Here is an 18,367-nt window from a genome sequence, read left to right as displayed (position 1 = left end):
CCTATCGGCACCGGCATGAGCAGCGCGAAAATCAAGATTTGCGGCATCAGCGACGGCGCGGCAATGGACGCGGTGATCGAAGCGCGCGCCGATTATGCGGGACTGGTGTTCTTCCCCCCCTCGCCCCGCCATGTCGGCAGCGAGCAGGCCGCCCGCCTTGCGGAACGGTCGGGCACCCGCATCGCCCGTGTCGGCCTGTTCGTCGACGCCGACGATGCCGCAATTGCAGAGGCTGTCGCTGCGGGCAGGCTTGATGCGTTGCAACTCCACGGATCGGAGACGCCCGAGCGTGCGGCCCAGTTGCGGGGCCGTTTCGGACTGCAGGTGTGGAAGGCCATCGCGGTCGCCAGCGCAGGCGATGTGGACCGGGCGGCCCATTATGCGGGCGCTGCCGATCTGGTGCTGTTCGACGCGAAAACGCCCAAGGGCACGCTGCCCGGCGGCATGGGACTGTCGTTCGACTGGTCGTTGCTGGCCGCCTATCGTGGCGCGCTGCCATGGGGCCTTGCCGGCGGGATCAATCCGGCGAATGTGGCAGAAGCGATCGGCCGGACCCGCGCTCCGCTGGTGGATGTATCCTCGGGCGTGGAAAGCGCGGCGGGGGTGAAGGATGCGTCAAAGATCGCGGCCTTTGCCAAGGCCGTGCGGGCCGCCTGAAATCCGGTCCACCGGTCGGGCTGAAACAATGCTGTCACGCTGGACAAGCCCCGCCCGCTCTGCCAATCGCACGCCATGACCGACACCATCATCAGCGATCTGCCCAACAGCTTTGCGAACCAGCCTGACGAGCGTGGCCATTTCGGCCAGTTCGGCGGTCGTTACGTGTCCGAAACGCTGATGCCGCTGATCCTCGATCTGGAACGCGAATATCGCGCGGCCAAGGCCGATCCCGCGTTTCAGGAACAGTTCGACGATCTGCTGGAACATTATGTCGGACGGCCCAGCCCGCTCTATTACGCGGAGCGGCTGACCGAGGAATTACGCAAGGACGCTCCCGCCGGAAAAGGGGCGCAAGTCTGGTTCAAGCGTGACGAGCTGAACCATACCGGCGCGCACAAGATCAATAATTGCATCGGCCAGATCCTGCTGGCGATCCGTATGGGCAAGACGCGCATCATCGCGGAAACCGGCGCGGGCCAGCATGGTGTGGCGACCGCCACTGTCGCAGCGCGTTTCGGCCTGCCCTGCGTCGTCTATATGGGCGCGACCGATGTCGAGCGGCAGCAGCCCAATGTGTTCCGCATGAAGCTTCTGGGCGCCGAAGTCGTGCCAGTGAAGGCGGGCGCCGCCACGCTGAAGGACGCGATGAACGAGGCGCTGCGCGACTGGGTCGCGAACGTCCACGACACCTTCTATATCATCGGCACGGCGGCGGGTCCGCATCCCTATCCCGAACTGGTCCGCGATTTTCAAAGCGTGATCGGGCGCGAGGCGCGCGAGCAGATGCTGTCGCGCGTGGGCCGCCTGCCCGACGTATGCGTCGCGGCGATCGGCGGCGGATCGAACGCGATCGGCCTGTTCCACCCCTTCCTCGACGACAAGGATGTCGGCCTGTTGGGCGTGGAAGCCGCCGGTTACGGGCTGGACAAGGAGCATGCCGCATCATTGGCAGGCGGCGCGCCGGGTATCCTGCATGGCAACAAGACCTATCTGCTGCAGGACGATGACGGGCAAATTATCGAGGGGCACTCGATCAGCGCAGGGTTGGACTATCCCGGCATCGGCCCCGAACACGCGTGGCTGCGCGATGTGGGCCGCGTCGAATATACCAGCGCGACGGATAAGGAGGCGCTGGACGCTTTCCAACTGCTCTGCCGGACCGAGGGCATCATCCCTGCCCTCGAACCCAGCCACGCCATCGCAGCCGTGGTGAAGCGTGCGCGCGAAATGGACGAGGACCAGATCGTGCTGTGCAATTTGTGCGGACGCGGCGACAAGGACATCTTCACTGTGGCCAAGGCGCTGGGGGTGGAGATTTGAGGAAGCGAGCGCCCAAGCGCAAACCCCACCCAATGTGGGAACAGGATCACCGAGAGGGCATGTCAAAAGGGTTTTTATCCGGACTCCTCTCCATGATTAGCGTGAAGCGGGCTACAATCTCCTTCCTCATTTCCATCCCGATCTATTCGCTCTTTGCCTTTCTCGTCTTTTTGGGCGACTGGAATTTCACAATCTGGGATGCAATCCACTTAGTTTCTTATGCATCAGTGATAACCTTCGTAATCGGATTGTTTTTCAACATCTGGCGCGTTCTGCAATTTTGGTCCCATTTCGATTTCTGAGCCCTTCAAAATGACCCGCTTCGAAAAAACCTTCGCCAAGCCGCAACCTGCGCTCGTCTGTTTCATCACGGCGGGCGATGGCGATACTGCGGCCAATCTTGACGCCTTGGTCGAGGGCGGTGCCGATGTGATCGAACTGGGCATGCCCTTTACCGATCCGATGGCGGACGGTCCGGCGATCCAGCTGGCGAATCTGCGTGCGTTGGGTGCGGGCACCAAAACCGCCGATGTGCTGAAAATCGCCGGTGATTTCCGCGCTCGGCATCCCGATATTCCGCTTGTCCTGATGGGCTATGCCAATCCGATGGTACGGCGCGGGGCGGACTGGTTCGCGCGCGAAGCCAAGGCCGCAGGCGTCGATGGGGTGATCTGCGTCGACATCCCGCCGGAGGAAGACGATTCGCTCGGCACCGCGCTGCGCGCCGAGGGGCTGGCCGCGATCCGCCTTGCGACGCCCACCAGCGACGCAAAGCGCCTGCCCGCCATTCTCGATGGTGCGGGCGGCTTCCTCTATTACGTGTCGGTCGCGGGCATCACCGGGCTGCAACAGGCGGCGCAGGCCAGCATCGACGATGCCGTCGCGCGGCTGAAAGCAGCGACCGACCTGCCCGTCTGCGTCGGTTTCGGCGTGCGTACCCCCGAACAGGCAAGCCAGATCGCCCGCGTGGCCGATGGCGTCGTCGTCGGATCGGCATTGGTTGACCTTGTGGCCCGGCACGGCCACGAAGCCCCCCGATATATTCAAGAACTGACCGCCGCGCTGGCCGATGCCGTGCACGCGGCGAGGGAGACTGCATCATGAGCTGGCTGAGTGAAGTCCGCAAACGCCTGCCCTTCGCACCCAAGCGCGATACGCCCGATAATCTCTGGCGCAAATGCCCCGGTTGCGGCGAAATGCTGTTTACCAAGGAGTATGAGGATAATCTGTGGGTCTGCCCCCGCTGCGAGCATCATGGCCGCATCGGCGCGGACACGCGCCTTGGGCAGGTGATGGACGCCGGCTATACCGTCCTGCCCGCCCCGCAGGTCAAGGAAGACCCGCTGAAGTTCCGCGACACCAAGAAATACACCGACCGCCTGCGTTCGGCGCGCCATAACGCGCCGCATCCCGATGCGCTGACCACGGCGGAAGGCACGATCGAGGGGCGCAGGGCCATCGTCGGCGTTCAGGATTTCGGTTTCATGGGCGGATCGATGGGCATGGCCGTGGGCGATGCGTTCGTCGCGGGCGTCGACCGCGCGGTACAGGCGGGCTGCCCCTATGTGATCTTTACCGCAGCGGGCGGCGCGCGCATGCAGGAAGGCATTTTGTCGCTGATGCAGATGCCGCGAACCACGGTGGCGATCCGGCGGCTGCATGCGGCGGGCCTGCCCTATATCGTCGTGCTTACCGATCCGACCACGGGCGGCGTTACCGCCAGCTATGCGATGCTGGGCGATGTGCAAATGGCCGAACCCAATGCGCTGATCGGCTTTGCGGGCCAGCGCGTCATTCAGGACACCATCCGCGAGCAATTGCCCGAAGGGTTCCAGCGTTCCGAATATCTGCACGAACACGGCATGCTCGACATGGTCGTCCCGCGCGCCGAAATCCGCGAAACGCTGGCCAAGACCATCGACTATCTGATGACCGCCAAACAGGCAGCCTGAGGCCAAGCGCAAAGCCCAACAGATGCGCGATTTCGCCGTGTCAGACGATCCGCGCGTGCAGGCGCAGCTGAACCGGCTTGAGGCGCTGTCCGTGCCTCAAGGCCGGTTGGGGCTCGATGCGATCCGCGCGCTGCTGGACAGGATCGGCAATCCGCAGAACACAATGCCGCCCGCGTTCCATATCGCGGGCACGAACGGCAAGGGTTCGACCAGTGCCTTCCTGCGCTTTATGCTGGAGGCTGACGGCAAGCGTGTGCACCAGTTCACCAGCCCGCATCTGGTGCGGTACAACGAACGCATCAGGCTGGCGGGCACGCTGATTTCCGACGACGCGCTGGCGACGCTGCTCGCCGAAGTGATCGACGCGGGCGAAGATGTCGGCGCCAGCTTCTTCGAGGTGACGACCGCCGCTGCCTTCCTAGCCTTCAGCAGAACGCCAGCCGATGCCTGTGTGATAGAGGTCGGTCTGGGCGGGCGTTTCGATGCGTCCAACGTGCTGGCCCGTCCCGCCGTCTGCGGGATCGCGACTTTGGGTATGGATCACGAACGCTTTCTGCTGGCCCCCGATGACAGCGCGCCCGCACATCCGATGGCGCGCATCGCATTTGAAAAGGCAGGGATAGCGAAGCAAGGCGTGCCACTGGTGACGCAAGCCTATGGGCCCGAGGCCGGCGACGCGATTGCCGCCGTTGCCGCGAGCAAAGGCTGTCAGCTGCATATGCGCGGTGGCGACTGGGACGCGGTATCGAATGACACAATCGACTATCGCGACCGGCACGGTGAACTGGCCTTGCCAATGCCCGCCCTGCCCGGCGCGCATCAGGCCGACAATGCAGCGCTGGCCGTCGCCATGTTGCGCCATCAGGATGGGGTGACCGTCAGCTCTGCCGCCATGGTGCAAGGTATCGAGAACGCCTGCTGGCCCGCGCGGTTGCAATGGCTGTCAGACGGTCCGCTAACTGCGCTGACCGCGCCTGCGCGCGTGCTCCTGGATGGCGGGCATAATCCCGATGCGGCACGGGTTCTCGCCGCATATCTGGCCGCTCTCGACCGGAAACCGCACGCGATCTGCGCGATGCTGGACAATAAGGACGCGCGCGGCTTCCTTACTCCGCTGGCGCCGCATCTCGCCGGTCTGACGGCCGTGCCCATCCCGGGCCATGCCTGCCACTCGCCGGAATATCTGGCAAAAGCTGCGGCCGATCTGGGTCTCGCGTCCGGCACGGCCCTGTCGGTCGAGGATGCCCTGACGCGAGTAACGGGCACCGATACTCCGGTCCTGATTTGCGGCTCGCTCTATCTGGCAGGCCGTGTGCTGCGGGCAAACGGGGAACTGCCCGACTAGACTGCTTCGGGCGCGACCACCCCTGCGCGTTTGCCAAGCCGCGATTGCCGAACCCATTCGATGATACAGGCGGCGACCGCGATCATGCCCAGCGCCGTGGTCAGGATGAAGACAGGGTAATAGCCTTCCTCATCGATCATCTGCCCCAATGCGCCGCGTCCCAACGTGCCGATGAGGAAGGTAAGCGACGACAGCAGCGCATATTGCACTGCCGAATAACCCTTGGCCGTGATCGAGGAGAGATAGGCCACCAATGCCGCTCCGGCGAGACCGCCCGCCACGTTCTCTCCCGCAATCGCCATCATCAGCTTTGCCAGACGCAGATCGCCCCCAAGCCATTCGACCAGCGTTGAAAAGCCGGTAAGGTTCGACACCAGTTCCATATAGGAGCCGCCGAGCGCCAGATCGGCATAGAGCAGGTTCGAAAGTGCAGCCGTCAGCGCGCCGATGAACAGCACCGCCATGCGGCCGATGAAACTGAACAATGCGCCGCCCAGCATGATGCCGAACATAAGCGCGCCAACCCCGAACCCCTTGGACGCGATCGCCACCTCGTCCTTGGAATACTGCAATTCACCCAGATAGAACGGATAGGCAAAGCTGCCCCACACCGTATCGGTAAAGCGGTAGGACAACACCAGCGTCAGCACGATGATAACCGCCCACCCCAGCCGACCGACGAATTCGGTCAAAGGAAGGATCAGCGCACGATAGCCATGGTCGACAAACCCGTCGAATGCGCCCGACTTTGCCGCGTCGCCCGTCAGCACATAGCGTCCCTTGCGTCGCCAGTTCTCCAATACAGCGGCGATGATCACCGGAACGACCACGGTGGCGATCACGATCACCGGTCCCATGCCGGTGATGAATTCGACCGAATCGGGCCGCGCATCGGGATCGGAACTGAGAGAACGGAACATGAATACGCCCACGGTAATCAGCGCCCAGCCCCACAGCACACCAACGATGGCCAGTGCCCAGCCGCGGATTTTCGGTTGCAACTGCCCCGTCCGGCGCAGGCCCTTCAGCGCCTCGTCATCTGCCGCGATGGTGGCAACGCTCTGCTCCGCCTCGGGCGCGAAGATGGCGGCAAAGGCTATCAGCATCATAACACCGCCCATGATCGCATAGACCGTGGGCCAGTCGGTACGGTCCGCAATCACCAATGCCAGCGCGCCGCCAACCAGAACGGCCGTCCGCCAGCCCAGCTGATACACGGTGGAAAGCATATCGATGGTCGCTTCCTCGTCCGCGACATCGACGCGCCATGCATCCATCACCACGTCCTGCGTCGCACCCGCGAACGCGCCGATGGCCGCCATCAAAGACAACACACCGATCGCCCCCGCCGGATCCAGCCGCGACACGAACAACAATACTCCGCCCAACAGAAATTGCGCGGTGACGATCCATTGCTTGCGATGCCCCAGCCGCTTGATAATCGGGAGGTTGACCTGATCCAGCACCGGCGACCACAGGAACTTGAAGCTGTAGGCCAGCCCGATCAGAGAGAAGACACCCATCGTCTCCAGATCGATGGATGTGTCGCTCATCCAGGCATAGAGCGTGGAGAGAAGCAGCGTATAGGGCAGCCCCGAGGCAAAACCGAACAGCAGCATATAGGCTGTTTTGCGGTTCTTCAGCGCAGCGGCCAGCGCGCGCCAGCCGGGTTTTTTCCGGGCCGGCGGCGTTTCGGCTTCGGGCGCGGTGTCGCCGGTGACGGGGGTGCTGCTCATCCGCTCTCCTTGCATTGGTGGATCGGTGTAAAACGCTTCGCCGCCGCCACGCAATTGCCGCCCCCGGCTTGTCACCCGACTTGCACGGGCCCCGACCAGCATGTCACCCGACTTGCGCCAGAGTGCGCGATGGCGCATGGCGCGCGGCTGAACGAACCCTTCCTAACGACAGGCGACTGCATGTGACCGGCGACAAACGCCCCCCTACGCGCAACAACCGGCCCTCACGCGGCAACGCGGGCGGCAAGTCCGGCACCCGCCGCCCCGCCCGCGGCCCCGCAAAGCCGCGCGCGAAAGGACCGACACCGCCCTCCCCCGATTTGCCGAAGCGCGACGGGGACCGGATCGCCAAATTGCTTGCCCGCGCTGGCATTGCCTCCCGCCGCGAGGTGGAGCGCATGATCGAGGACGGGCGCATCGCGATCGACGGCAAGGTGCTGGACACGCCCGCGACCGTGCTGACCAGCCTGAAAGGCGTGACCGTGGACGGAAAACCGGTCGCCGCGCCCGAACAGGCGCGCCTGTTCCGGTTTCACAAGCCGCAGGGCCTGTTGACGGCGGAGCGTGATCCCGCCGGTCGGCCCACGATCTACACCGCCTTGCGCAATGCCCTGCCTGCAGGCGCGCCGCGGCTGATGCCGGTCGGCAGGCTCGACCTCAATACAGAGGGCTTGCTGCTCCTTACCAACGATGGCGAGTTGAAGCGCGCGCTTGAATTGCCCGCCACGGGCGTGCCCCGCACCTATCGCGCCCGCACCTTCGGCGACATCACCCAGAACGATCTGGAAGGGTTGATGGACGGGATCGAGATCGACGGCATCCACTATGGCCAGATCGATGCGAATATGGAGCGTCGGACGGGCCGCAACCAATGGATCGAGCTGACCCTGACCGAAGGCAAGAACCGCGAGGTTCGCCGCGTGCTGGAGCATCTCGGCCTGAAAGTATCGCGCCTGTTGCGCCTGTCCTATGGCCCGTTCGTGCTGGGCGATCTGGCCCGCGGGCAAGCGGCTGAAGTGCCGCAAAAGGATGTCGAGCGGCTGCGCAAGGCGCTGAAGACGGACAAGGGCGCGTGAAGCAGGGTAAGCCCACGGGCCTGCGCATCATTGCGGGCGATTGGCGCGGTCGGCGTTTAAACGCACCCGAAGGCGATGCGACCCGCCCCACTGCTGACCGCACGCGCGAGGCCTTGTTTTCGATGCTGCTCAGCCGCCTGGGCAGTTTCGAAGGGCTGTTCGTGGCCGATCTGTTCGCCGGTTCCGGCGCATTGGGGCTGGAGGCATTGTCACGCGGAGCGGCGCGCGCCCTGTTTGTCGAGCAGGACCCCGCCGCGATCCGCGCCCTGCGCGGCAATATCGCCACCCTTCAGGCCCAGCCGCGATGCGATGTCCGCGCGGGATCGGTGCTCTCGCTGACGAAAACCGACGATGCACCCGATCTGTTGCTGATGGACCCGCCCTATGGCACCGGTGCGGGCGCGGTGGCGCTGGACAGGCTCAACCGGATCGGATGGATCGCGCCGGCCACCTGGATCAGCATCGAAACCGGCCGCGACGAGGATGTTACCGTCAAGGGTTTCGAGGCAGAGACCGTCCGCGATTGCGGCAAGGCACGGCTGCATTTGTTGCGCAGGGCCGATTGATCCGGAACAGGAAAAGGGCGGCCACACCGATGGCGGACCGCCCTCCTCCCCCTGTGCGTCCCGCGCGCCGCCGAATGCCCCCACAGGCTGCGCGAAGAACGCAAAAACCCTATGGCTGCGGCGGGGCGGCCTGTGCCTTCTGGTGCTGCATCTTTTCCTCAGGCGTCATCTGGCTGGCGGGTTTGCCCGGCCAGTAATCCAGCGGGACATTCCCGTAATCCTTGCCCGCCTCGCGCGGGTTGATGCAGCCGTCGGTCATGCCGTCGCTGCAGACGGGATACTCGCCCGCCTGCGCAGGGGGTGCGGCCTGCGACATTTCGTTGCTTTGCATCAGATAGACCGGTTCGACCGTGCCAGCCGTCGAATCGGCGGCGAATTTCGCCTCGATCTCGCTCCACGCCTGTGCCTCTTCGGCGGGCGCCATGGCGGCAAGCTGCGCACGTCGCTCGATGGGCAGCGTCCAATAGGCGTCTTGCTGCGTCGGCGTCAGGCCCCAGTAATAGGCCTGATAGCTGGTCGGCCATGTCGCGAATTCGGCCTTTTTCGCATCGGACCAACCGGCATATTCCGACTGTTGTGCTTCGGTCAGCTGGATCGCCGCGGGCTGCGCCTGAATGGCAACCGGTGCCGTGCCAAGCATCAGCGCGGCTCCGGTCAGAATGAGTTTTCGCATGAGGGCTCTCCTTCGTTTGCCACGGCCTCTCGTTGAACTTGGCCTCTTCCTTGCCTTTTCTACGTTTCCATTCGGTAAATCGTTCCGGGGAAGTTGGTTGGCAATGGCCGCTCTCCGGCTTGCGCGACGGGGTTTCGTTCCCTAACTGTTCACCATGTCCGACAATGCCCTTACGCCCCCGCGCACACCACCGGTCCATCAGGGTGAGCCGTGGCTGCAGGGGTTGAACGACCCGCAGCGAGAGGCGGTGCTGACGACCGAGGGGCCGGTGCTGATGCTGGCGGGCGCAGGCACCGGCAAGACGGCGGCGTTAACCGCACGACTTGCGCATCTGGTCGCCAGCCGCCGCGCATGGCCCGGCGAAATTCTGTGCGTCACCTTTACCAACAAGGCCGCGCGCGAGATGCGCGAGCGCGTTGGCAATCTGATCGGCCCTGCGGTTGAGGGGATGCCGTGGCTGGGCACGTTTCACGCCATCGCCGCCCGTATGCTGCGCAAACATGCCGAACTGGTCGGCCTGCAATCCAATTACACGATCATCGACACCGACGATCAGATCCGGCTGTTGAAGCAGCTGATCAATGCCAACGACCTTGATGAAAAGCGCTGGCCCGCGCGTCAGCTAGCCGGACTGATCGATCGCTGGAAGAACCGCGGCCTGCTGCCCGGCGACCTGGATGCGGTGGAAAACGAGGCCTATGCCAATGGCCGCGGCGAGCAGATGTATCGCCTGTATCAGGACCGGCTCAGGGCGCTGAACGCCTGTGATTTCGGCGATCTGCTGCTTCATATGGTGACGATCCTGAAAAAGCACGCCGACGTGCTTTCCGAATATCGTCGCCGTTTCAAATATATCATGGTGGACGAATATCAGGACACCAATACCGTCCAGTATCTGTGGCTTCGCCTGCTGGCCGAAGTGAAGGGCGACGCTGGCCACAATATCTGCGTGGTGGGTGACGACGATCAGTCGATCTATTCGTGGCGCGGCGCGGAAGTCGCCAATATCCTGCGGTTCGAACGTGATTTTCCCGGCGCGAAGATCATCAAGCTGGAACAGAACTATCGCTCGACTCCGCAGATCCTTGCTGCTGCCTCCACGCTGATCGGCGCGAATAGCGAGCGGCTTGGCAAGACGCTGTGGACCGAAAAGCCCGAGGGGGAGAAGCTGCGCGTGATCGGCGTGTGGGACGGTCCCGAGGAAGCCCGCCGCGTGGGCGAAGAGGCCGAGGCGCTGATGCGCGGCGGCATCCGCCTGTCCAGCACGGCCATCCTTGTGCGTGCCCAGTTCCAGACACGCGAGTTCGAGGACCGCTTCATCCAGATCGGCCTCAACTATCGCATCATCGGCGGTTTCCGCTTTTACGAACGGGCAGAGATCCGCGATGCTCTCGCCTATCTGCGCGTGATCGCACAGCCGTCGGACGATCTGGCGTTCGAACGGATTTACAACACGCCGAAACGCGGCTTGGGCCAAAAGGCGCTGGAAAAGCTGCATCGCCATGCGCGCCATGCGGATATGCCGCTGGCTGCCGCCGCGCTCGATATTTGCGATACCGACGAATTGCCTGCCCGTGCGCGCAATACGGTGCTGGATCTGATGCGCCATTTCGCCCGCTGGCGCGAGGAAGCGAAGACATTGGCCCCTGCCGAGCTTGCCCGCGTGGTGCTGGACGAAAGCGGTTATACCGAAGCTCTGCAGGCCGAAAAGAGCACCGAGGCGGCGGGCAGGCTTGAAAACCTGTCCGAACTGGCCCGCGCGATGGAGGAATATGAAACCCTCGGCGCATTTCTGGAGCATGTGTCGCTGGTGATGGACAATGATGCGGCAGACGATGCCGACACGATCACCATCATGACGATGCATGCCGCCAAGGGACTGGAATTCGACTATGTGTTCCTGCCCGGCTGGGAAGAAGGGGTCTTCCCGTCGCAGCGCGCGATCGACGAGGGCGGATTGAAGTCGCTGGAGGAAGAGCGCCGGCTTGCCTATGTTGCGATCACGCGCGCGCGCAAGCGCTGCACCATCCTGCATGCCGCGAACCGCCGCATCTATGGCCAGTGGAGCAGCGCCATCCCCTCTCGATTTATCGAGGAATTGCCCGAAGAAATGGTCGATATCGAAACGACGATGACAGGCGGCGCATCATTGTGGCGGGCCAGTTTTACCGAGCGTGACGATCCGTTCGCCCATGTCGCCGCAGCGCAGCCTGCGCGCACCATGACGCGTGGTCCGGGTTTCCGCCGCGCTTCGCAGGGGCAGTTCGATCCCGCACCCAAACGCATTGCCGAAACACATCGCAGCGCCGCCAGCTTTGCCGCGAAGCCGCGCACCGATATTGCCATCGGGCAGCGCGTGTTTCACGACAAGTTCGGCTATGGCGCGGTTGTCGCGCAAGAAGGCAACAAGCTGGAGATCGACTTCGAACAGGCGGGTACGAAGCGCCTGCTCGACAGTTTCGTAAAGCCCGCCGACTAGCGGGCCATTACCCCGAAACCTGCAGGATCAACCCGCCGATACACCGAGAAAATCGGGGATCGGGCCGTTCCATTCGCCGGGCTTGCTCGGTTCTTCACGCTGATCGCGGCGTTCGCGGCGGGGGGCTTCCTTGCGGTTGGATTCCCGCGCACGCACCGGGACGTCCTCGCTCCCCGGCTTCGACTCGCGTCCAGTTTTGCCGCTGCGGGGCTTGTCGCCGCGCGACCTGTCGCCACGCGGCTTGCGTTCGCGCTTTTCTTCGCGCTCTTCGTGCTCGGGTTCGCTGTCGGTCAATTCGAACACCGGAATTTCCGCGCCGGTCAGCTTCTCGACATTGGCGACCGCCTCGGCATCTTCTGCCGTTACGAAAGTGAACGCGCGGCCCTTGGCACCGGCGCGGCCGGTGCGGCCGATGCGGTGCACGTAATCGTCCGGGTGCCACGGCGTATCGAAGTTGAAGACATGGCTGACGCCCTTAACGTCCAGTCCGCGCGCGGCAACGTCGCTGGCGCACAGGATGTTGATCTTGCCTTCCTTGAACAGGGCAAGTTCGGCCAGACGCGCGGACTGGTCCATGTCGCCGTGGATCTCGCCAGTCGCGAAACCGTGGCGCTGCAGGCTCTTGTTCAGCTCGCGCACAGTGGTCTTGCGATTGGCAAAGATGATCGCGGTATTGACGTTATCCTCGCGCAGCAGCTTCCTCAGCACCTCGCGCTTGGCGCGGGCAGAGGTACGAACCTTGAATTGCTCGATATCCTTGTTGGTGCTGGCCGCGCGGCTGACCTCGATCGACTTGGGGTTCGAGAGGAACTTGTCCGCCAGCTTCTTGATCGGCGGCGGCATCGTTGCCGAAAACAACAGCGTCTGCCTGTTGGGCGGCAACTTGGTGCAGATATTCTCGATATCGGGGATGAACCCCATGTCGAGCATACGGTCCGCCTCGTCGATGACGAGAAGATCGCAACCCGTCAGCAATATCTTGCCACGCTCGAACAGATCCATCAGGCGGCCCGGCGTGGCGATCAGCACGTCGACGCCTTCGTCCAGCGCCTTGACCTGATCGCCCATCTGCACGCCGCCGATCAGCAGTGCCATCTTCAGATCGTGGTTCGAACCGTATTTCTCAAAGTTCTCGGCCACCTGCGCCGCCAGTTCGCGCGTCGGTTCCAGGATCAGCGATCGCGGCATGCGCGCGCGGCGGCGTCCATGCGCCAGAATGTCGATCATCGGCAGAACGAAGCTGGCCGTCTTGCCCGTGCCGGTCTGGGCGATCCCGATCAGATCGCGCATCATCAGTACCGAAGGAATCGCCTGCGCCTGAATCGCGGTCGGCTCGTCATAACCGGCCGCGGCGACCGATTGCAGCAATTCGTCGGAGAGGCCGAGATCGGCAAACTTCATTCAGTGATCCTGTTGGACGTATCAAAACGGACGGGCGGCGGATAAGGGCAAAGCCACTTTCGCCAAAACGGGCGACACCGGATGCGCGAAAACGCGCCGTCGGAACGACCACCGGCGTACCGGCCAGCCGCCTATGCGCGCAGCGGGTGAAAAGTCAAGGGAAAGCGCGAGTCGGAGGCCCGCATAAACCCTAATCGTCGTCGTTCTGGCTTTCCTGCAACTCGGCAAAGCTGCCCAAGGTACAATCCGCGCCCGATCGTGCGTGCAATCTCTCTCGTCCGGCGCACAGCATGCCATCGGCGGGGCGTTCGACGTAGAACCCCGAATAAAAGCCCTGTACGGGACAAGACCGTTCGAAGCTGGCGGTTATCACGCGCCGGTCGCGCATGAACAGCAACAGCCGCCGCCCCTCGCCCAGTTGTACGCCAGCCACTTCGGACAGCGGAATGCAGCCGCCCTTCACCTCGGTCGCGGCGGTGAAATTGCGCGGTGCCGACTGGGGAGCGGGTATCGACATCTCGCTGGAGGCCCGGCGCGCGCTGAAAGGGGTGATGCGCACGATAACGCGGCGTTCGATCCGTACCTGATGTTGAACGGGGTCAAACGCTTCGGCGAAAATGGCGGCTTCTGCCAAGGGTTCGCTGGCGGGGCGGGTATCGGGCATCCCGGCGGGCACGGCATTATTGCCGAGCAAGATCGCTGCAAGAAAGGCAAGCCCGCTCGCCATAGGCAGTCAAGAATCCCTATCATTTCCGGCCGCACCCAATCCCCGCGAAAACGGCGGCACGACATGTCCCGGCGGTGACATTGCCCATCGGCATTTAACGTTCGCTGAACCGCAGCAAGATTGCGGCCCCTGCCGCGTTTTGGCAAAAGCGCAGGATGAGCGAGACGACCATGGTGCCCGAACCAGCCCCCGAGACGGCGATCACCGATCCCTTTCTGACCGAAGCCGCCAGCCTGCTCGGTCCATGCGGTATCGTTACCGGTGCCGATGCCATCGAACCGTGGCTGACCGACTGGCGGGGCCGGTACCGCGGCAAGGCGCGCGCCCTTGCCCAGCCCGAAACGGCAGAGCAATTATCGGCGCTGGTCAAGCTATGTGCGCGGGAAAACGTCCCGCTGGTTCCGCAGGGCGGCAATAGCGGAATGGTCGGCGGCGCGACCCCCGACGACAGCGGGCAAGCGATCCTGTTGTCGCTGCGCCGGATGCAATCGCTGCGCATCGATCAGGGCGCCTCGATCGCCGAATGCGGCGCTGGCGTCGTGCTGCAAACCCTGCACGAAGCGGCCGAGAGCCAAGGGCTGCGCTTCCCCCTCTCGCTGGGCGGCAAGGGGTCGGCCACGGTCGGCGGGCTGATCTCCACCAATGCGGGCGGCACGCAGGTCTTGCGCCATGGCACCATGCGCGCACTGGTCGAAGGGCTTGAGGTTGTTCTGGCCGACGGGTCGATCCTCGATCTGACATCGGCGCTGAAAAAGGACAATCGCGGTTTCGACCTCAAGCAATTGTGGATCGGATCGGAAGGAACGCTGGGTATCGTAACCCGCGCGGTGCTGCGCCTGATCCCCGCCATCGCGGAACGCCGCGTGGTATGGGCAGGGATCGAAACCATCCACCAGGCGCGCAGCCTGCTGCTCCATTGCCAGCAGGCTCTGGCCGAAGAGCTTGAGGGGTTCGAGGTGATCCCGCGAGAATGCCTCGACCATGTGCTTGACTATATGCCCGATGCCCACCCGCCGCTGGCCGACCGGCATGGGTGGAACGTGCTGATGGAATTCGACGCGGGACCGGATCGCGCCGACGCGCTGGGCGAAACGGTCGAGAACGCGATGGCCGATGCGCTGGAGCGCGGACTAATCGCCGATGCCGTCATCGCCGCGAACGAGAAACAGGCCGAAGCGTTCTGGGAACTGCGTGAGAATGTCGCCCCCGCCGAACGACAACGCGGCCCCGCCAAGCAGCACGACATATCGGTCCCCGTTGCGCTGATGCCCGAATTGATGGAACGGGCCGGACGCGACATACCCGCGCTCTTCCCCGGCATTCAGGTGGTCGGTTTCGGCCATCTGGGGGACGGCAACATCCATCTTCACACCGTTGCCCCCCAAGGTGTCGACGCCGAAGAGTGGGAGCAGGGTCCGGGCAAGGATGTCAGCAGGCATGTCTATCGCATGGTCACCGATATCGGCGGATCGATTAGTGCCGAACACGGGATCGGGCAGGACAAGTTAGAAACCCTGCGCGAAACCCGCGATCCGGCGGCACTGGAGGTGATGCGTGCCATCAAACGGGCGCTCGATCCCGGCGGATTGCTCAATCCCGGCAAGCTGGTCTGACCATCGCGCGCGGCGGGCAGTTTCCCCCGAAACCCCCGCCGCCACCCTCGCCTGCCTTGCACCCGCGCCGAACAGCGCCTAAAGCCACGCCCCAGAGCCTGCGCTCCCCGCGCATCCGGCCCGACCCATTTCATGACTTTACCGGAGATTTCCCATGGCGAGCGCGCCGCAAAACGCCAATCTGCCGCTGTTCTACAAGAACCTCGTTCCGCTGAATTCGAACACGCATGCCAACTGGCGCGCGAAAAGCACCGACAAGGCTCCGTGGCTGGGCAAGAACCACGCCATTCCGCTGACGGTTGAGGAATTTCCCCAGGCGCAGCGCCATTTTCCGATCGTGTTCACGGCGGGCGAAAGCCCCGTGCCGATCGCGCTGATGGGCCTGAACGAAGGCGTGAACACGTTCTTCGACGACGAAGGCACGATGATCGATCAGGTCTATGTGCCGGCCTATGTCCGCCGCTATCCGTTTCTTCTGGCAAAGCTTGACGCGAATAACGACCAGCTTTCGCTGTGCCTCGATCCCGACAGCGGTCTTGTCGGCGAATTCGACGAAGGCGAACCGCTGTTCACCGACGGTCAGCCCAGCACCGCCACGCAGAACATTCTGAAGTTCAACGAACAGTTCGAACAGGCCGGCATGAAGACCCAGAACTTCATGGAAGAGCTGAAGAAACACGACCTGCTGATGGACGGCGAGGTTTCGATTCGCCGCGACGACAGCGAGCAGCCGTTCGTGTATCGCGGTTTCCAGATGGTCGATCAAGCCAAGCTGCGCGAAGTGCGCGGCGATGTGCTTCGCAGCTGGAATCAAAACGGCCTGATCGCGCTGATTTTCGCGCATCTGTTCTCGCTCGACCTGACGCGCGAAATTTTCGCGCGTCAGATTCGTCAGGGCAAGGGCCCGGTCGCGGCACAGCCGGCTAACGCCTGATCGACGCTCCAAGGCGCCCTGCCGCGTTTTTGTCCTGAAATGCGGCAGAATCGCCCGACGTACTAATTTTTATTGATTGATGCCTTCTTGCAACAGCAGGCCCAATCGCATATATTACGAATGTCCGGCGCGGGCTTCCCTCATGGCCCCTCGGACTGGTGCGAGCGATTGCACCACCTCCCTGAACCTTGACCACCTCGTGCCATGTGCACGGGGTGGTTTTTTCATGGGGCCCTATTCGGCGGCGTCGGCCAGTCCCCAGCTACTGCCAGCGCCTCTGCCGGCAAGCACGACAGAAAGCAGATGCGCCAGATCGGTGACGATTCTTGCCTGCGCGGCGATACCGTCGGCACAAGGTGCGCCCGCGCCGGTCAGGTACAGCGCGCGATCGACTTCCAGTTGCAACGCATGAATATCGCGGCGCGGACGTCCGTGACGGTCGAGCACATAGCCACCCGCATAGGGTCGGTTATAGGCGGGCTGCGCATAGGCCCTGGTCAGCAAATCCATCGCTGCTGCCGAAAGCGCGCTGGCGCAGCTGGCACCGAAGCGGTCGCCCACTACATGCGATGCCCCCCCTTCGTCACCCTGACCCCGCAGGCTGGGCATGGAATGCAGATCGATCAGGATCGCGTGCCCATGCATGTCACGCAGACGCACAAGTTCCGCCTGCAGAGCCGCGTGATAGGGCCTGTGCACACAGGCAATGCGGCGCTCTGCCTCTTCCGCAGTGAGAGGATCGCGCCATAATTCGCCCATTCCCGACAAGCGGCGTGGAAACAGGCCTAGCCCCCGCCCCGCGCGCGGCTGTTGGCGCGGCATGCCCGGAACATCGCCCTGTCGCGCAGGCGGAGGCCCCGCGAACATGCCGCTGTCTATATCGCCGACATCCCGGTTCAGGTCGATCAGCGCACGGGGCATATGCGCGACCAGCAGGCTGGCTCCGCACGCCGCCGCTGCCGACCGGCCGACCATATCGATGAAGCGGTCCTCCAGCCGGTGGGCGGCCGCTTCGCCATGGCGCAGCGTCGAAAATGTGTCGGGAGGATAGGCGCGCCCTGCGTGCGGCACGGCGATCACCACCGGAAGCGGAGATTCCACCGCCCTTGTCCCGAACCGCTGTAACGTAAAGGCGGCCCGCGAAAGACCCGGCACCGATCCGCCGGATTCGAGTGCCTCGCAGCGGGTGCTGGCCGCATGGCGGTTGGCTGGATCGTCCCGGTTGTGCTGCGGCGCGGCATCGCTCATGCCTGCAAGGCTGCGGCCTGTGATGTCGCAGGTCAATGGCCGCCTGTTCCAAAGGTGCACAACATGCGCGAATTTTTCCGCACTGCGACAACATTGGATATAGTCCGCACCGGTTCAAGACATGCCTGCCCCGGCGGGGGCGGCATGGTGATATCGGCCCGCCCATGGCAGGCCACGGTGACGGCAAGGATAAGAGGGGCCCAAGTGACATCCATGATTCGTATCCTATTGGCCGAAGACGAAGAATCGATGCGGACCTACCTCGCCCGCGCGCTCGAAAATGCGGGGTATGACGTTGTAGCCGTTGACCGCGGCACCCATGCACTGCCTTTGCTGACCAACGAACATTTCGATCTGCTGCTGTCGGATATCGTCATGCCCGAAATGGACGGTATCGAACTGGCGCAACGCTGCGCCAAGGTTTCGCCAGCTACCAAGGTCATGTTCATCACCGGCTTTGCCGCAGTCACCATGAAGGCCAGCCGGGAAGCACCGCAGGCACGCGTTTTGTCAAAGCCGTTCCATTTGCGCGATCTGGTGCTGGAAGTTGAACGCCTGTTCGACGAGAATGTCGCGACCGCAGAAGGCTGATCGCCGGAATTTTCTGTTCTGCCCATGTTTGTGCTTGAACAGCGCG

The 18,367-nt window shown here is 63.5% G+C and carries 16 protein-coding genes; 11 read left to right on the top strand and 5 right to left on the bottom strand.

Translation table 11 applies throughout. From position 1 onward, the window contains the following. Window positions 1-15: 15 nt before the first annotated feature. The 5 genes from LOZ77_RS03765 (at window position 16) to LOZ77_RS03745 (ending at window position 5,277) form a co-directional block, all read left to right on the top strand. Window positions 16-657: a phosphoribosylanthranilate isomerase gene (locus LOZ77_RS03765; protein ID WP_230280858.1), complete on the top strand. Its 642-nt coding sequence runs from the start codon at window positions 16-18 to the stop codon at window positions 655-657. A 75-nt stretch (window positions 658-732) separates the two neighbouring features. Next, on the top strand, window positions 733-1,980 hold the full coding sequence (gene trpB / locus LOZ77_RS03760; protein ID WP_230280857.1) for a tryptophan synthase subunit beta: 1,248 nt from the start codon (window positions 733-735) through the stop codon (window positions 1,978-1,980). 312 nt (window positions 1,981-2,292) lie between these two features. Continuing rightward, entirely contained in the window at window positions 2,293-3,084 is a 792-nt protein-coding gene (gene trpA / locus LOZ77_RS03755; protein WP_230280856.1) for a tryptophan synthase subunit alpha, read from the top strand. Next, window positions 3,081-3,932, top strand: coding sequence for an acetyl-CoA carboxylase, carboxyltransferase subunit beta (gene accD / locus LOZ77_RS03750; RefSeq protein ID WP_230280855.1), 852 nt, complete (start codon window positions 3,081-3,083; stop codon window positions 3,930-3,932). The genes trpA and accD overlap by 4 nt, the downstream gene beginning before the upstream one ends. Before the next feature lie 22 nt (window positions 3,933-3,954). Further along, window positions 3,955-5,277, top strand: coding sequence for a folylpolyglutamate synthase/dihydrofolate synthase family protein (locus LOZ77_RS03745; protein ID WP_230280854.1), 1,323 nt, complete (start codon window positions 3,955-3,957; stop codon window positions 5,275-5,277). Here the strand turns inward: LOZ77_RS03745 and LOZ77_RS03740 are convergent. Then, a complete protein-coding gene (locus tag LOZ77_RS03740) occupies window positions 5,274-7,013 on the bottom strand; it encodes an MFS transporter (protein WP_230280853.1) in 1,740 nt (579 codons plus the stop codon). The genes LOZ77_RS03745 and LOZ77_RS03740 overlap by 4 nt on opposite strands. 182 nt (window positions 7,014-7,195) lie before the next feature. On the opposite strand from LOZ77_RS03740, the gene LOZ77_RS03735 reads away from it, so the two are divergent. Together LOZ77_RS03735 and rsmD are read left to right on the top strand one after the other, a co-directional pair. Then, window positions 7,196-8,089: a pseudouridine synthase gene (locus tag LOZ77_RS03735; RefSeq protein WP_230280852.1), complete on the top strand. Its 894-nt coding sequence runs from the start codon at window positions 7,196-7,198 to the stop codon at window positions 8,087-8,089. A gap of 20 nt (window positions 8,090-8,109) precedes the next feature. Continuing rightward, window positions 8,110-8,655, top strand: coding sequence for a 16S rRNA (guanine(966)-N(2))-methyltransferase RsmD (gene rsmD, locus LOZ77_RS03730; protein WP_230281764.1), 546 nt, complete (start codon window positions 8,110-8,112; stop codon window positions 8,653-8,655). Window positions 8,656-8,764: 109 nt separating this feature from the next. On the opposite strand, the gene LOZ77_RS03725 is transcribed toward rsmD, so the two are convergent. Beyond that, a complete protein-coding gene (locus tag LOZ77_RS03725) occupies window positions 8,765-9,328 on the bottom strand; it encodes a hypothetical protein (RefSeq protein WP_230280851.1) in 564 nt (187 codons plus the stop codon). Window positions 9,329-9,482: 154 nt separating this feature from the next. Here LOZ77_RS03725 and LOZ77_RS03720 point away from each other — a divergent pair, with 154 nt between their 5' ends. Then, complete coding sequence (locus tag LOZ77_RS03720; protein ID WP_230280850.1) at window positions 9,483-11,807, top strand: ATP-dependent helicase; 2,325 nt, start codon at window positions 9,483-9,485, stop codon at window positions 11,805-11,807. Window positions 11,808-11,834: 27 nt separating this feature from the next. Here LOZ77_RS03720 and LOZ77_RS03715 read toward each other — a convergent pair whose 3' ends face one another. Together LOZ77_RS03715 and LOZ77_RS03710 are read right to left on the bottom strand one after the other, a co-directional pair. Then, window positions 11,835-13,208: a DEAD/DEAH box helicase gene (locus LOZ77_RS03715; protein WP_230280849.1), complete on the bottom strand. Its 1,374-nt coding sequence runs from the start codon at window positions 13,206-13,208 to the stop codon at window positions 11,835-11,837. 190 nt (window positions 13,209-13,398) lie between these two features. Next, window positions 13,399-13,935 (bottom strand): hypothetical protein, encoded by a 537-nt coding sequence (locus tag LOZ77_RS03710; protein WP_230280848.1) that lies wholly within the window; start codon window positions 13,933-13,935, stop codon window positions 13,399-13,401. A 155-nt stretch (window positions 13,936-14,090) separates the two neighbouring features. On the opposite strand from LOZ77_RS03710, the gene LOZ77_RS03705 reads away from it, so the two are divergent. Beyond that, the gene (locus LOZ77_RS03705; RefSeq protein WP_230280847.1) at window positions 14,091-15,548 is read left to right on the top strand and encodes an FAD-binding oxidoreductase; all 1,458 of its coding nucleotides are present in this window, start codon (window positions 14,091-14,093) and stop codon (window positions 15,546-15,548) included. A 154-nt stretch (window positions 15,549-15,702) separates the two neighbouring features. Beyond that, the gene (locus tag LOZ77_RS03700; protein ID WP_230280846.1) at window positions 15,703-16,482 is read left to right on the top strand and encodes a SapC family protein; all 780 of its coding nucleotides are present in this window, start codon (window positions 15,703-15,705) and stop codon (window positions 16,480-16,482) included. 234 nt (window positions 16,483-16,716) lie between these two features. On the opposite strand, the gene LOZ77_RS03695 is transcribed toward LOZ77_RS03700, so the two are convergent. After that, on the bottom strand, window positions 16,717-17,730 hold the full coding sequence (locus LOZ77_RS03695; protein WP_230280845.1) for an N-formylglutamate amidohydrolase: 1,014 nt from the start codon (window positions 17,728-17,730) through the stop codon (window positions 16,717-16,719). 213 nt (window positions 17,731-17,943) lie between these two features. Here LOZ77_RS03695 and cpdR point away from each other — a divergent pair, with 213 nt between their 5' ends. Beyond that, entirely contained in the window at window positions 17,944-18,321 is a 378-nt protein-coding gene (gene cpdR, locus LOZ77_RS03690) for a cell cycle two-component system response regulator CpdR (RefSeq protein WP_230281763.1), read from the top strand. Window positions 18,322-18,367 lie beyond the last annotated feature (46 nt).

Source organism: Croceicoccus sp. Ery15 (assembly GCF_020985305.1).
Lineage (GTDB): Bacteria > Pseudomonadota > Alphaproteobacteria > Sphingomonadales > Sphingomonadaceae > Croceicoccus.
The sequence above is the reverse complement of the archived record's forward strand: the minus strand, read 5'-3'. Positions and strand labels throughout refer to the sequence as shown.